The organism is Pseudomonas sp. D8002 (assembly GCF_013385695.1).
In the GTDB taxonomy this organism is placed as follows: domain Bacteria; phylum Pseudomonadota; class Gammaproteobacteria; order Pseudomonadales; family Pseudomonadaceae; genus Aquipseudomonas.
Genome location: NZ_JACAPM010000040.1, coordinates 96,092 through 110,948, shown reverse-complemented (window position 1 = coordinate 110,948; position 14,857 = coordinate 96,092). Strand labels below are relative to the sequence as shown.

15 protein-coding genes are annotated in these 14,857 nt (G+C 60.9%); 6 read left to right on the top strand and 9 right to left on the bottom strand.

All coding sequences use genetic code 11. The features are described from left to right. Positions 1 to 35: 35 nt before the first annotated feature. Positions 36 to 719 carry a DNA-3-methyladenine glycosylase gene (locus tag HX807_RS24085; protein WP_102369965.1) on the top strand — a complete coding sequence of 228 codons (684 nt, stop codon included), beginning with the start codon at positions 36 to 38 and terminating at the stop codon, positions 717 to 719. A gap of 113 nt (positions 720 to 832) precedes the next feature. Further along, a complete protein-coding gene (locus HX807_RS24080; RefSeq protein WP_003215428.1) occupies positions 833 to 2,149 on the top strand; it encodes a bifunctional DedA family/phosphatase PAP2 family protein in 1,317 nt (438 codons plus the stop codon). Here HX807_RS24080 and HX807_RS24075 read toward each other — a convergent pair. The 4 genes from HX807_RS24075 to HX807_RS24060 all read right to left on the bottom strand — a co-directional run bounded on the left by HX807_RS24075 (position 2,146) and on the right by HX807_RS24060 (position 4,152). Then, positions 2,146 to 2,352 carry a hypothetical protein gene (locus HX807_RS24075; RefSeq protein ID WP_003215427.1) on the bottom strand — a complete coding sequence of 69 codons (207 nt, stop codon included), beginning with the start codon at positions 2,350 to 2,352 and terminating at the stop codon, positions 2,146 to 2,148. The genes HX807_RS24080 and HX807_RS24075 overlap by 4 nt on opposite strands. A gap of 112 nt (positions 2,353 to 2,464) precedes the next feature. Continuing rightward, entirely contained in the window at positions 2,465 to 3,055 is a 591-nt protein-coding gene (locus HX807_RS24070) for an LON peptidase substrate-binding domain-containing protein (RefSeq protein WP_003215426.1), read from the bottom strand. Between the two features lie 21 nt (positions 3,056 to 3,076). Then, positions 3,077 to 3,793: an LrgB family protein gene (locus HX807_RS24065; protein WP_003215425.1), complete on the bottom strand. Its 717-nt coding sequence runs from the start codon at positions 3,791 to 3,793 to the stop codon at positions 3,077 to 3,079. After that, positions 3,790 to 4,152 (bottom strand): CidA/LrgA family protein, encoded by a 363-nt coding sequence (locus HX807_RS24060; protein WP_003215424.1) that lies wholly within the window; start codon positions 4,150 to 4,152, stop codon positions 3,790 to 3,792. Before HX807_RS24060 ends, HX807_RS24065 begins: the two co-directional genes overlap by 4 nt. Before the next feature lie 179 nt (positions 4,153 to 4,331). Here HX807_RS24060 and HX807_RS24055 point away from each other — a divergent pair, with 179 nt between their 5' ends. The 3 genes from HX807_RS24055 (at position 4,332) to HX807_RS24045 (ending at position 7,279) form a co-directional block, all read left to right on the top strand. Next, positions 4,332 to 4,787 (top strand): MaoC family dehydratase, encoded by a 456-nt coding sequence (locus HX807_RS24055; RefSeq protein ID WP_003215423.1) that lies wholly within the window; start codon positions 4,332 to 4,334, stop codon positions 4,785 to 4,787. A gap of 103 nt (positions 4,788 to 4,890) precedes the next feature. Beyond that, the gene (locus HX807_RS24050) at positions 4,891 to 6,609 is read left to right on the top strand and encodes a C13 family peptidase (RefSeq protein WP_003215422.1); all 1,719 of its coding nucleotides are present in this window, start codon (positions 4,891 to 4,893) and stop codon (positions 6,607 to 6,609) included. A 28-nt stretch (positions 6,610 to 6,637) separates the two neighbouring features. Then, complete coding sequence (locus HX807_RS24045) at positions 6,638 to 7,279, top strand: oxidoreductase (RefSeq protein ID WP_003215421.1); 642 nt, start codon at positions 6,638 to 6,640, stop codon at positions 7,277 to 7,279. A 149-nt stretch (positions 7,280 to 7,428) separates the two neighbouring features. Here the strand turns inward: HX807_RS24045 and HX807_RS24040 are convergent, their stop codons facing one another. From HX807_RS24040 to HX807_RS24020, 5 genes are all read right to left on the bottom strand, one after another. After that, positions 7,429 to 7,713, bottom strand: coding sequence for a YceK/YidQ family lipoprotein (locus HX807_RS24040; RefSeq protein WP_023659172.1), 285 nt, complete (start codon positions 7,711 to 7,713; stop codon positions 7,429 to 7,431). Continuing rightward, positions 7,706 to 8,335, bottom strand: a complete 630-nt coding sequence (gene ubiX / locus HX807_RS24035; RefSeq protein ID WP_003219402.1) for a flavin prenyltransferase UbiX — start codon at positions 8,333 to 8,335, stop codon at positions 7,706 to 7,708. The genes HX807_RS24040 and ubiX overlap by 8 nt, the downstream gene beginning before the upstream one ends. Next, on the bottom strand, positions 8,332 to 9,681 hold the full coding sequence (gene mpl / locus HX807_RS24030) for a UDP-N-acetylmuramate:L-alanyl-gamma-D-glutamyl-meso-diaminopimelate ligase (protein WP_003219401.1): 1,350 nt from the start codon (positions 9,679 to 9,681) through the stop codon (positions 8,332 to 8,334). Before mpl ends, ubiX begins: the two co-directional genes overlap by 4 nt. Before the next feature lie 218 nt (positions 9,682 to 9,899). Continuing rightward, positions 9,900 to 10,886 carry a hypothetical protein gene (locus HX807_RS24025; protein ID WP_256349582.1) on the bottom strand — a complete coding sequence of 329 codons (987 nt, stop codon included), beginning with the start codon at positions 10,884 to 10,886 and terminating at the stop codon, positions 9,900 to 9,902. Positions 10,887 to 11,119: 233 nt separating this feature from the next. Then, positions 11,120 to 13,030 (bottom strand): sigma-54-dependent Fis family transcriptional regulator, encoded by a 1,911-nt coding sequence (locus HX807_RS24020; RefSeq protein WP_134327367.1) that lies wholly within the window; start codon positions 13,028 to 13,030, stop codon positions 11,120 to 11,122. A gap of 287 nt (positions 13,031 to 13,317) precedes the next feature. On the opposite strand from HX807_RS24020, the gene HX807_RS24015 reads away from it, so the two are divergent. Then, on the top strand, positions 13,318 to 14,838 hold the full coding sequence (locus tag HX807_RS24015; protein WP_003219398.1) for an aldehyde dehydrogenase family protein: 1,521 nt from the start codon (positions 13,318 to 13,320) through the stop codon (positions 14,836 to 14,838). Positions 14,839 to 14,857: the final 19 nt, after the last annotated feature.

Below are 14,857 nucleotides of genomic sequence, written 5' to 3'. Positions count from 1 at the left end.
TCCTGTCACATTTAGCCGTATTACCTTTAATCGCCATGTCCAGTTTTTCGCCGCTGATCCCCGCCAACGCCCTGCCCGACGGCTTTTTCGACCGTGACGCGCAACTGCTCGCGCGCGAATTGCTCGGAAAAGTCATTCGCCATCGTGTTGGTGATTTGTGGCTGTCGGCACGAATTATCGAAACCGAAGCGTATTACCTCGCCGAAAAAGGCAGCCACGCGTCCTTGGGCTACACAGAAAAGCGTAAGGCTTTGTTTCTGGATGGCGGGCACATCTATATGTACTACGCCCGCGGCGGTGATTCGCTGAACTTCAGCGCCCACGGTCCGGGCAATGCGGTGCTGATCAAATCAGCCTATCCGTGGGTCGACGAAGTCTCCGGCCCGGCCAGCCTGGCGCAGATGCTGCTGAATAACCCGGACGCCAGCGGCAGGCCACGCCCCTCGCAAAAGCTGTGCGCCGGCCAGACCTTGCTGTGCAAGGCGCTGGGTTTGAAGGTGCCGATGTGGGACGCCAAGCGCTTTGACCAGGAACTGCTCTACGTGGAAGACGTAGGGCTGGCGCCAGCGCAGATCATCCAGACCACCCGCCTGGGCATTCCCGGTGGGCGCGATGAACACCTGATGTACCGCTTCGTCGATGCCGGTTATGCGCCGTATTGCACACGGAACCCGCTGCGCCGGGGCCAGGTCGAAGGCCGCGACTATTTTTTGATTTGAAAACATACATAAACCTGTAGGAGCCCGGCTTGCCCGGCGATAGCGGACTCAAGGACGCCATCGCCGGCAAGCCGGGCTCCCACAAGGACGATCTACAAAAGGGAGTTGATTGTATGGGCCCATGGCTCGATAGCATTACCGGCTGGCTGACCCTGAACCCGCAATGGCTGGCCGTGGCGGTGTTTATCGTGGCGTGCGTGGAGTGCCTGGCCATTGCCGGCCTGATCGTACCTGGCACGGTATTGCTGTTTGCCATCGCCGCCCTGGCCGGCAGCGGCGCACTGTCACTGGGAGAAACCCTGTTGCTGGGCTTCCTCGGCGGCGTGCTGGGCGATGTTGTTTCCTACTTCCTCGGTCGCCATTTCCACCAGAACATCCGGCGCCTTCCCGGCCTGCGGCATCACCCGGAATGGATGAGCGGCGCCGAGGCCTACTTCCAGAAGTACGGCATCGCCAGCCTGTTGGTAGGCCGCTTCATTGGCCCGCTGCGGCCAATGTTGCCGATGGTTGCGGGCATGTGCGACATGCCCTTCCCACGTTTTGCCGCCGTGAGCCTGCTGGCCGGCGCAGGTTGGTCGGTGGCGTATCTGTTGCCGGGTTGGGCCACCGGCGCGGCCTTCCGCCTGCCATTGCCCGAAGGCTTCTGGCCGGAGGCCGGGATTGTCGCCGCCTGTCTCGCAGTGTTGATCGGCGTAAGCCTCAACAGCAGCCTGCGCGGCCATCGGCGCGCCACCCTATGGATTGGCTGCATTGGCGGCACACTGTTGATCGCGTTGTTTATCGGCTATCCCTACCTCAACGACTTTGACCAGGGCTTGATGGCACTGGTGCAGGAACACCGCGGCCCTGCGATCGACCGGGCAATGGTGATGGTGACCCAGCTCGGCGAGTTCAAGAAGATGTTTGTCGCCAGCGCGGTGCTGACCGGCCTGCTGGTGGTGGCGCGGCAATGGCGCCAGGCAATCTTTGTCGGCGCCACCCTGCTGGGCGCGGCGCTGATCAATACCGGGACCAAGCTGTTTTTTGCGCGGATGCGCCCCGAAGTGCTGACCGACCCACTCACCAGCTTCAGCATGCCCAGCGGCCATGCGTCCGGCTCGTTTGCATTCTTCCTGGCCTTGGCAGTGCTTGCCGGTCGCGGTCAACCGACACGACTGCGCCTGACCTGGCTGGTGCTTGGCTGCATTCCCGCCGCCACCATCGCGATTTCCCGGGTGTACCTGGGTGCACACTGGCCGACGGACATCCTGGCCGGCACCCTGCTGGCAATGACGGTGTGCGCCTTCAGCCTGACGTTAAGCCAGCACCGCAGCCTGTTGCCACCGATGCCGCCGAGAGTCTGGTGGCTGATCCTGCCGGTGTGTGGCGCGGTGCTCGGGTTCATTGCGTTTACCGGCACTTCCCACGCGCTGCTGAGGTATGCCTACTAGGCAGGCCCCAGCCAATCCAGGGGTGCAGCGCGGCGTTCGACGCTGCGCTCGCGCCGCTCCAGAAGCATTTCGTCAGCCATCTCCGCGGCGCGTTCGGCGATGTACTCCGCGCCGCGACCGTCGTTCATATGAAGAATTTGCGTGGTGACGGCCATAAAAAACGCATCCCACACGACTTGCTCCGATTGCGAAAGCCGAATCATCCTTTCCCCCTGATCATCGTTACGTGACTGCCAACTATTTCAGGCAACGGGATCAGGACAACCACGGAAAATCTGAAGACCGGGAAGGACAAGTCCGAGTGACACTCGCGGGTCAGGTGAACAGCTCGCCCTGCAACTCATCCAGCAGCAACTGGATCGCGTCCAGGCGCTGTTGCGGGTCATCGAGTTGCAACAGGTCGATCTTGTCGGCCTCGGTAAAGGGCAGCAGATAGGCCAACTGATTGCCCAGGGCTTGCTGTCCATCGGCGTGGGTGCCCATATCCAAAGACGCCACCATCGGATGCTCGGCCAGGGCATGAAGCAACGCCAGCAAGTCAGCGTCTTCCTCTTCCAGCGGTTGCTCGGGATGCTCGTGCAGCCATTGCACCTCGGCCACCAGCAACTGGTCCTTCTGCACACCGGCATCACGCACGCGGAAACGCCGGCCACCCTCGACCCGAATCCCCAGCAGGCCATTGTCCTGCTGCTTGAAGTCGCGGATCAGCGCCTCGCAGCCAATCAACGCATAGCCATCCGGCGCCAGCCCCACTTCCTTGCCGTCGAGGATGCACACCACGCCAAAGCTTTCGCCCTTTTTCATGCAGCGGCTGATCATGTCCAGGTAACGCGCCTCGAACAGCTGCAGGTCGAGGGTGCACCCGGGAAACAGCACGGTATTGAGCGGGAAAAGCGCCAGACTCATAAAGGTTTCCTTAAACCCGACTTAAATAACCAGCGACACGGCCAACGGCAGGAACACCGCCGTGGCCACGCCCATCAGACTCATGGCCAGCGCCGCAAAGGCGCCGGTCTCTTCGCTTTCCTGCAAGGCCACCGACGTACCTACGGCGTGGGCGGTCATGCCCAGCGCCATACCGCGCGCTTCGGGGCTGTGCACGCCCAGCCGTGACAGATACGCCGGACCGATCATCGCACCGATCACCCCGGTAATCAGCACGAACACCGCCGCCAGTGCCGCCACGCCGCCGATCTGCTCGGCCACCAGCATCGCAATCGGTGAGGTCACGGACTTGGGTGCCATGGTCATCAGCATCATGTGTTCGGCGCCAAACCACCAGCCCAACAGCACGCACAGGCCGGTGGCCAATACGCCTCCCACCACCAGCGTAGTAAAAATCGGCCAGAACAATTGGCGAATTCGTCGCAGATTCAGGTAAAGCGGCACCGCCAGGGCTACCGTCGCCGGGCCCAGCAGGATGCTCATGATCTCGGTGCTCTTGCGGTACTCGACGTACGTCAGGCCACAGCCGAGCAACACGCCGATCACCAACAGCATCGACACCAGCACCGGTTGCAGGAAAATCCAGCGGGTTTTCTCGAAACCGGCCAGCACCAGCTGATAGGCGCCGAGGGTGATGCCGATGCCGAACAACGGGTGATGAATCACGGCGGCCCAGGCGCCCTGCCAGTCCAGTGTCATTGGCCGTCCTCCCGCTGCGCCTGGCGCTTGACCAGTTTCTGCATCAGCACGCCGACAAAGCCCATGGCGATCACCAGCGACAGCACCAGCGCGCCGACGATGGCCCAGAAGTCGGCGGCAATGTCCTTGGCATACACCATCACACCGACCGCAGGCGGCACCAGCAGTAGCGGCAAATAACGCAGCAGACTGCTGGCCGCCAGGCTCAGGGGTTCACCGACTTCGCCGCGCCACACCAGGAAGGCCAGCATCAGCAGCAGCCCGATAATCGGCCCCGGCAGCACCGGGACAAACAAATGATTGATCGCCGTGCCGAGTAATTGAAACAGCACCAGCCATGTCAGACCGCGTAACAGCATCCGTTCTTCCCCCCAAAAGCGTGTCGGCATTATAAGCACGCTGCCTCTATGGAGCGGCATTCGCCAAAAGCATGGTGGGTTGACCGGGCCAAGTGCCCGTGATGATCTACATTGGTTCTCTGGACCTGTCCAAAACTACAAAAACGATGAAGCCAACCGAGCAAAGAAGGAGAGTCGCAATGCCCTCAGTACCCGTAGCGCAACTCAAAGAATATGTCGGCAAGGAACTGGGACGTTCTGCATGGCTCACCATCGACCAGGAACGTATCAACCTGTTCGCGGAAGCCACCGGCGATTTTCAGTTCATCCACGTCGACCCGGTGAAAGCCGCCCAGACCCCGTTTGGCGGCACCATCGCCCACGGTTTCCTGTCGCTGTCGCTGATACCCAAGCTGATCGAAGACATCCTGATCATGCCCGAAGGCCTGAAGATGGCGGTCAACTATGGCCTGGACAGCGTGCGCTTCATCCAGCCCGTGAAGGTCGACTCCAGGGTTCGCCTGGCCGTGACCCTGACCGACGCCACCGAGAAAAAACCTGGGCAATGGTTGCTTAAAGCCACCTGCACCCTGGAAATCGATGGCCAGGAAAAACCGGCCTACATTGCAGAATCGTTGTCACTCTGCTTCGTCTGAAGCCTGGCTGTGGTGAGCGCGTCCGCTCACCACAATTCATGTAAATTTATGTATAGATCTCGCAGCTGCGGCATACTCGGCGCTCAATTATCCGGATCCCGCTATGCGCCCACTCGCTCCCCTTGCTCTTGTCCTGTTGCTCACCGCGTGCGGCGACGGCGAATCGCTGTTGCCGCCCGATGCGCGGCTGCCCGATGGCGGTCGTTACCGTGGCGATGTGGTCAATGGCTTGCTGCAAGGCCAGGGCCGGGTGGATTACCCCAATGGCAGTTGGTACGCGGGCCAGTTCGATAAAGGCCAGTGGCACGGCCAGGGCGAATGGCATGGCAGCAACGGCGAGGTCTATAAAGGCCAGTTCCAGCAGGGCCTGTTCGACGGCCAGGGCAGCCTGACCACGGCGGGCAACAGCTACGTCGGCGGTTTCAAACAAGGCAAGCGCAACGGCGAAGGCACCCTCAAAGAGGGGCAGATGACCTATCGCGGCGAATTCAAGGACGACCAGTATTCCGGCCTCGGCCGCCTCGAGCTGGCCGACGGCAGCCAGTACCAGGGCCAGTTCGCCCACGGCAAGCCCAACGGCGAAGGCCAGCGCAACGACGACAGCGGCAACCAGTTCAGCGGCCGCTTCGTCGATGGCCAGCTGGAGGGCAACGGCACCTTCAACAGCGCCGACGGCGACATGTACATCGGCCATTTCAAACAAAACCAGCTCAACGGCAAGGGCCGCTACGAAAACGCCGACGGCGACGTATGGATCGGCGAATTCAAGGAAGGCGCCCTCAGCGGCAAGGGCGAACTGATCGGCGTCGATGGCAGCCACTACGTCGGCCAGTTCGTCGACTGGCGCTTCACAGGCACAGGCCGCCTGAACCTCACCGACGGCAGCTTCTATATTGGCGGCTTCGACAGCGACAGCTATCAAGGTCGTGGCACTTTGGTGCTCACCGACGGCACCGTGCAGGCCGGCACCTGGGTCAACGGCATGCGCGTGCGCGACGCCGAGGGCAAATTGTTGCCTGACCCGCTGGAAATCGGCCTGTTTGCCCAGGGCCACTTGCTGGATGCCGCCCTCGCCGCCGTGCCCGCGTCCAAATCGGGGGTGGAGCTGTACACCCTGGTGGTGGCCGGCGACGGCAAACAAAGCGTGTTCCTGCGCGAAGCCGACTACGTCAGCAACATGCTTGCCACGCGCTTCGGCGCCTACGGCCAGATCCGCCTGGTGAACCATCGCGACCATATTGCCGACCGCCCGATGGCCACTCGCGAAAGCCTGCGCCGCGCAGTCCAGACCCTGGCCGAACGCAGTGGCCCGCAAGACCTGGTGTTTATCTACCTGACCAGCCACGGCACCCACGAGCACGAACTGGTGCTCGACCAGCCGCGCATGGAGCTGGCCGACCTGCCGGCCGATGAGCTGGCCGCCGTGCTGGCACCGCTGAAGAACCGCGACAAGATCATCGTGATTTCGGCCTGCTACTCCGGCGGGTTCATCCCGGCCCTGAAGGACGAACACACCCTGATCATGACCGCCTCGCGCGCCGATCGTGTGTCGTTCGGCTGCTCCGAAGAAGCCGACTTCACCTACTTCGGCGACGCCCTCTTTGCCCAGGCCTTCAACCAGACCGACGACTTGCAGCAAGCCTTCAAGCTGGCACAGACCCACGTGGCCGAACGCGAACAGGCGGACAACTTCGAAGCCTCCGAACCGCAGATCTGGGCCCCCAAAGGCGTAATCGCCCATTGGCAATTATTACGCAAACAGCAGGCACGAAAGGCGCTCGAAAGCGTCTCAATGAATAGCAAGGAAGCCAAGAGCAACTAAGCTGAATCTGTATCAAGGGGGAAACATCATGTACCTGACGCCTCAGCATATCTTGCTCGCCGGAGCCTCCGGCCTGACCGGGGAGCACCTGCTGGACCGCCTGCTCAACGAGCCGACCGTGACCCGCGTGCTGGCACCCAGCCGCAAGCCTCTGGCCGAGCATCCACACCTGGAAAACCCGGTGGGCGACCCGGCAGTATTCCTGCCGCAACTGAGCGGCCAGGTGGACATCGCCTTCTGCTGCCTGGGCACCACCATCAAGCAGGCCGGCTCCGAAGAAGCGTTCCGCGCCGTCGACCTGGACATGGTCGTGGCCTTTGCCAAGCGCGCCCGGGAAATGGGGGCGCGGCACCTGATCGTGATCAGCGCAATCGGTGCCGACCCGAAATCCTCGATCTTCTACAACCGCGTCAAGGGCGAGATGGAACAGGCGTTGAAAGCCCAGGATTGGCCGCAGTTGACCATCGTCCGACCTTCGCTGTTGTTGGGTGAGCGATTGGAACCGCGGCTGGCCGAGCAACTGGCCGGGCCATTGTCGCGGCTGATTCCGGGCAAGTACCACGGCATTGAAGTGTGCGAACTGGCGCGGGCGATGTGGCGACTGGCGCTGGAAGAGCAGGATGGGGTGCGGGTTATAGAGTCGGACGAGCTGCGCAAGCTCGGCAAATAACACGTAATTCCAGGCAGGACACCATCCAAATGTGGGAGCGGGCTTGCTCGCGAATGCGGTGGATCAGTCAATGATACAGTGACTGATCCACCGCATTCGCGAGCAAGCCCGCTCCCACATTGGATTTCTGTTAATACTGGGATTAAGTACTACAGCCCGCCCGTCGCATTGAACCCAACCCCCAGCACCGTCAGCACCGACAGCGGCAACAGCAGCGTGTCGAGCAAGGCACTGGCCGGCAGGTCGACATGGGGATAGCTCGGCGCCTCGGCCCCAAAACGGTCCATCGCGCAGCACCCGCCCTGAATCGCATACATGTCCAGCCGCGTGCCGGCATACACCACCGGCGCGCCGGGCTGGGCGGCGTCCAGGGTTCGCGCAGTCGCACACCCGGTCAGTTGCAGCGCCAGCAGCACCATCAATAGTTTATTCATCACTGCTCAAATGGTGCTCGCCCCAGCGCGGCAGCATGTCCTGGGGAATGTTCAGCAGGTTGAGAATCCGCGCCACCACAAAGTCCACCAGGTCATCGATGGTCTGCGGCTGGTGATAGAAGCCCGGCGACGCCGGCAAGATAGTCACGCCCATGTTCGACAGCTTGAGCATGTGCTCCAGATGGATGCTCGAATACGGCGCTTCGCGTGGTACCAGAATCAACTGGCGACGCTCCTTCAAGGTCACGTCCGCCGCACGCTCGATCAGGTTGTTGCAGGCGCCCGTGGCAATCGCCGACAGGGTCCCGGTGGAACACGGCACCACCACCATCGCGGCCGGCGCACCGGAGCCCGACGCCACCGGTGACATCCAGTCTTCCTTGCCATAGACCTTGATCTGCCCCGCCGCCGCACCGGTGTACTCGGTGAGGAAGGCCTGCATCATCTGCACTTTGGGCGGCAACGCCACATCGGTCTCGGTGGCCAGCACCAGTTGCGCGGCCTTGGAGATCAGGAAGTGCACCTCGCGGTCTTCGCGCACCAGGCAGTCCAGCAGGCGCAAGCCATAGGGCGCGCCGGACGCACCGGTCATCGCCAGGGTGACGCGTTCCGGGCCGCTCACTTCAGGGCCTCGGCGAGTTTGCCATGCAGGCCGCCAAAGCCGCCGTTGCTCATGATCACCACGTGAGTGCCGGGCCTGGCCTGGTGTTTCACGTGTTCGATGATGCCTTCCAGTGAGTCGCGGCAAATCGACGGCACCGTGCACAACGCGGCGATGGCAGGCAGGTCCCAACCGAGGTTGGCCGGCGCGTACCACACAACCTGGTCGGCATCGTTGACGCTTTCCGGCAAACCATCACGGTGGGCGCCCAGCTTCATGGAGTTGGAGCGCGGCTCGATAATCGCGATCACCTGGGCATCACCCACACGCTTGCGCAAGCCATCCAGGGTAGTGGCGATGGCCGTCGGGTGGTGGGCAAAGTCGTCATAGATGGTAATCCCATTCACTTCGGCGACCTTTTCCATCCGGCGCTTGACGCTTTTGAACGCGCTCAAGGCCGCAATGCCCATGGACGGCACCACGCCGACATGCCGCGCAGCCGCCAGGGTGACCAAGGCATTGGCGACGTTGTGCTGGCCGGTCATGTCCCAATCGACGATGCCTTGGGCGACGCCTTCGAACAGTACTTCAAATTTGGAGCCATCTTCGCTCAGCAGTTTGACCTGCCATTGGCCGCCAGCACCGGTGGTTTGTACCGGGGTCCAGCAGCCCATCTCGATAACTCGCTGCAGGGCAGGCTCGGTGGTGGGGTGAATCACCAGGCCTTCGCTGGGAATGGTGCGCACCAAGTGGTGGAACTGCCGCTCGATGGCCGCCAGATCAGGGAAGATGTCCGCGTGATCGAACTCCAGGTTGTTCAGGATCGCCGTACGCGGGCGGTAGTGAACGAACTTGGAGCGTTTGTCGAAGAACGCGCTGTCGTACTCATCGGCCTCGATGACAAAAAACGGGGTGTCGCCGAGGCGCGCCGACACCGAGAAATTCTGCGGCACGCCACCAATCAGGAAGCCCGGGCTCATGCCCGCATGCTCCAGCACCCAGGCCAGCATGCTGCTGGTGGTGGTCTTGCCATGGGTACCGGCAACGGCGAGTACCCAACGGCCTTGCAACACATGGTCGGCCAGCCATTGCGGGCCAGACACGTACGGCAAACCTTTATTCAGTACATATTCGACTGCCGGGTTACCGCGCACCATGGCATTGCCGATCACGACAAGGTCCGGGACCGGGTCGAATTGCGCCGGGTCATAACCTTGGGTCAGCTCAATGCCCTGGGCCTGCAGTTGCGTGCTCATGGGTGGGTAAACGTTGGCATCGGAGCCAGTAACATGATGGCCCAGTTCTTTGGCGAGCACCGCCATGGAGCCCATGAACGTGCCGCAAATACCGAGAATATGAATGTGCATAGTCGACCTCGTAAAACATCGAGGCAGGTTAGCGCAGGGAAGGGAAAATCGCACTCTTTAGCTGTAGCACGCAGGCCTTGGGGGGTAGCCGCCATTGTTTGTCAGAGCGTAGGGGAATATTCGATAAGTCCGGTGCCACAGGATGCATGCATGGCATCGGACCCATCGCCAGTTTGACTGAGCATCATCCATGACTCGAAAGTTTACGCGGGGTTATGTCACACGACTTTTGTTTCGGCAGACTCTGCCGGTAATGACAGCGTTCCCATGTGCAACAACTTCCCTATGAACTTGTTTAATGCGTCGAATTTTTTATCAATAACATCCAGACGGCCTTTGTCATCGGTGCCGTCTGCGGGAGTGGCAATGTAAGGCCGGAATACCATGTCGTTTTCGTCCGCCAGTTTTTTAAGCTGTTCCTCCGCAGTTTTATACAAGGCCTCAAGCGTTTCCAGGCGCTCGCTTGGCGTACGCGACGAGGAGTCGCTCATTTTAAGTGCCGGAGCATTCGTTCCTTGACGCATTGCCATAATATTGTTGGCAATGACTTCCATGCGCAACTCGGCCAGGCCCAAGCGCGCGGTCGTGGCACCCGTGTCGGTGTCCTGCGTGGCGACGACCGATGTTGTCCCGTCGGTTTTCGCGGCAGGCACCTGCGTGCTTGGAGCCGGCTGGTGAGCCGGAGGGAGTAGTGGCGTATTGTTTGTAAACTGCGCCTTGATTGTCTCGCCAGACCAAACCGAGCCTGCGTAGGTACCAATACTCAGGGGAGCACTGACCAATCCGCTTACACCCGCACTGACAAAGGCGTCGCGGGCTACCGTCGCAGCCTGGGGCGAGGTGTCGAACACCTTAGCCTTGACCAGGCGATCAGCAACCATCAGGTTTTGAGTCACCTGTGCCATATCTTTAGGATCTGCGCTGGCCTGAGGCTTGAACGGCCGGTTGGCAGACCCTTGGTTCATCAATTTTTGTTGTGTCAGCGTTTGAAAGGTATTGGTTTTCTCGGGCTTGGGTTGGGGTGTGGGGGTTTCTGTGGCCGGATTTTTCCCTAACCGGGGTTTAGGTTGGGGAGCTTTTGGAGGGGTGTTGCCCTGGCCGCCGGGACGTACTACCGGAGGCGTTACACCGCCATTGCGCGTGACCGGTGGTGTATTCACTGGAGGTATATTGACCGTGGTGGGCCGAGATCTAGTAATGTTCATGGTTATTATCTCACTTGTTGTTACTATTTACGCATAAGCGCTATCAGCGAGTTATCGAGAAAATCGATAACCGCCAACTTAGTAACTAAACAGATAATGAACGTTCCAGAAGACAGTCACCTACGCACAAAAATACATGACAAAACATTAGTACGGTGCGACGCCAATTATTTAACGCACAGTCGCTCACAACACAGATTGATCACTCACAGTCAGAACAGTTAACGTCATCATTAAACCTGACGCGCTATACCATACTTACGTAACTTTCTATAAAGCGTATTTCTACTGACTCCAAGCACGGTCGCCACGTGCGTCATATGCCAGCGTTGCTGCACCAATGTTGCCAGCAATGCCTGGCGCTCGGCAGCATCCAGCAATGAGTTTGCCGGTTCACTCACCACCACCGGCACGGTTTGCACGGCACGAATCTGTGCAGGCAGGTCATCAAGCCTCACCCGCCCGTCCTCACACAGTGCGGCGAGGGTGCGCAACACCGTGCGCAACTGCCGCACGTTGCCCGGCCACGCGAACGCCAACAGGGCCTGGCGGGCCTCGCCGTCAAGCTGCACCGCCTGATTTCCCGCTTCTTCGGCCAGCAGGAAGTCCAGCAGCTGCAATTTGTCACTGCGCTCGCGCAACGGCGGCAAGGCCACTTCCAGGCCATTGAGCCGGTAATACAGGTCTTCACGAAAACTACCGTCCTGCACCCGATCAAGCAGATTACGGTGGGTAGCGCTGATAATTCTGACGTCCACCGCTTGCGGTTCACCGCCGATGGGCACTACCAAGCGGTCTTCAAGCACCCTTAATAGCCGGGTTTGCAAAGCCAGCGGCATATCGCCGATTTCATCCAGAAACAACGTGCCACCATCCGCCTGCTGCAGCTTGCCGCGCATGCCTTCCTTGCGGGCGCCGGTAAAACTGCCGCCGCGATAACCGAACAGCTCGCTTTCGATGAGGCTTTCCGGGATGGCTGCGCAGTTGAGGGCCACAAAGGCTTTATCTGCGCGCAGGCTTGCATGGTGCACGGCCTTGGCAAACGCCTCTTTGCCAGACCCGGTTTCCCCCTGGATCAGCAAAGGCACATCACGCTCGAACACCCGCAAGGCTCTGCGGAAATCGTTTTGCAGCGCCGCGTCTCCAAGGCAAATGCCCGGCAATCGCGGCCGCTCCGGCAAGGCGTGGGCCACCGGTACCGGTACGCTGCGTGGCTGGCCGCGCAACACCGCGAACAAGCCACGGCCATCGCGGGTACGCAGGGGCCAGCTGGCGCTGGCGTTCGCGCTGGCACGCCCGAGCAACTCATCGAGCGAACAATCGAAAAACGCCTCGACCGGCTGCCCCAACAACCCGCCACGGATTTGCCCGAGCAGGTTCAACGCACTCTGGTTAACCGCACAAATGCGCCCTTCACCATCGAACGCCAGCAGCCCTTCGCTGAACAGGCCCACAGACTCGGCCTGCAAATGAAAGCGCAGCAACCAGTGGTGCTCAAAATGGCGCAGGAAGTAACAGCTCTCGATCATCTTCGCCGAAAGATTGACCAGTGCCATGGTGTGGAACTGGCTCTGGCGCGACACCGCCTCCCGGGCCGAAGACACATCCAGCACCGCCAGCAGTTCGCCATGAGGGTCGAACACCGGGCTGGCCGAGCAGGTCAGGCCGGTATGTCGGCCACGAAAATGTTCATCGCGATGAATCGTCAGGGACTGGCGCTCCACCAGGCAGGTGCCGATGCCGTTGGTGCCTTCGCAGGCCTCGCTCCAATCGGCACCCAGCCACAGCCCGGCACCCTCGAAGATCTTGCGCTCGCTGGGGGCGGTGACGCAGTTGAGGATCACCCCACGGGCGTCGGTCAGCAGCACCGCATGGCCGGCGCCGGAGAGCTGTTGATGCAGGCTGTTCATTTCATTGCCGGCGATGCTCAGCACTTGTTGCAGGCGTTCGCGGCTTTCCAGCAGGCGGCCATGTTCGAGCACCGTGGGCGCGATGGTCAATGCGGGGTCGAGGTGATAGTCCTCAAGACAACGCAGCCAGGAGCGGGCGATGGACGGATCGCTGCCGGGGCCATGCAGCGGGTCCTGCCCACGGGTGACCGTCAGGACTTGTTGGGCATGGCGACTGAAATGATCGTTTTGCATGTTCTTATTATTCTCCCTGCGTGAAGTACACCGCGCGCGAGTGCCCAGCATCCTCCAGCCTCCCGACCATTGCAATCCCGGGCAGACCCACCGGTCACAGGCTGTACCGCTTATGGCACAAACTGTCACCCAGGCTGTACCAAGCCTGCCACAGCACCGATTTGCAACAACCTCTAAACCCTTGATTTACAGGCTCTACGAGGCACTGGCCCGACCTTTGCTCTACGCTTTAACAAGCACAACCGTGCGTCCTCCAATAAACACAAAAAAGCCAGGAGATACCCACCATGCGTTACGCACACCCCGGTACTGAAGGCGCTATCGTTTCGTTCAAGGCCAAGTACGGCAACTACATCGGCGGTGAGTTTGTCGCGCCGGTCGATGGCAACTATTTCACCAACACCTCGCCGGTCAACGGCAAGCCCATCGCCGAATTCCCGCGCTCCACTGCCAAGGATATCGACAAGGCCCTGGACGCCGCCCACGCCGCCGCTGACGCCTGGGGCAAGACCTCGGCCCAGGACCGCTCGCTGGTTCTGCTGAAAATCGCCGACCGCATCGAACAGAACCTCGAACTGCTGGCCATCACCGAAACCTGGGACAACGGCAAGGCCGTGCGCGAAACCCTGAACGCCGACATCCCGCTGGCCGCGGACCACTTCCGCTACTTCGCCGGCTGCATCCGCGCCCAGGAAGGCAGCAGCGCCGAGATCAACGAACACACCGCCGCTTACCACTTCCACGAACCGCTGGGCGTGGTCGGCCAGATCATCCCGTGGAACTTCCCGCTGCTGATGGCCGCCTGGAAACTCGCGCCAGCCCTGGCCGCCGGTAACTGCGTGGTGCTCAAGCCTGCCGAGCAAACCCCGCTGGGCATCAACGTGCTGATGGAACTGATCGGCGACCTGCTGCCGCCGGGCGTGCTGAACGTGGTGCACGGCTACGGCAAAGAAGCCGGCGAAGCCCTGGCCACCAGCAAGCGCATCGCCAAGATCGCCTTCACCGGCTCCACGCCGGTGGGCTCGCACATCATGCACGCGGCCGCCGAGAACATCATTCCGTCCACCGTTGAGCTGGGCGGCAAGTCGCCGAACATCTTCTTCGCCGACATCATGAAAGCCGAACCGCAATTCATCGAGAAGGCCGCCGAAGGTTTGGTGCTGGCGTTCTTCAACCAGGGCGAAGTGTGCACCTGCCCTTCCCGCGCGCTGGTGGAAGAGTCGATCTACGACGACTTCATGAAAGTGGTGATGAAAAAGGTCGAGTCGATCAAACGTGGCGACCCGCTGGACACCGACACCATGGTCGGCGCCCAGGCGTCCGAGCAGCAATTCGACAAGATTTTGTCCTACCTCGAAATCGCCAAGGGCGAAGGCGCCGAGCTGCTGACTGGCGGCAAGGTCGAGAAGCTGACCGGCGATCTGGCCACCGGCTATTACATCCAGCCAACCCTGCTCAAGGGCACCAACAAGATGCGGGTGTTCCAGGAAGAAATCTTTGGCCCGGTGGTGAGCATCACCACGTTCAAGGATGAAGCCGAAGCCCTGGCGATTGCCAACGACACCGAGTTCGGCCTGGGTGCCGGCCTGTGGACCCGCGACATCAACCGCGCGTACCGCATGGGCCGGGCGATCAAGGCCGGGCGTGTATGGACCAACTGCTATCACCTGTACCCGGCGCATGCCGCGTTCGGTGGTTACAAGAAGTCCGGTGTGGGCCGTGAGACTCACAAGATGATGCTTGATCACTATCAGCAGACCAAAAACCTGCTGGTGAGCTACGACATCAACCCGCTGGGCTTCTTCTAACTCACAACCCGCTCCCACA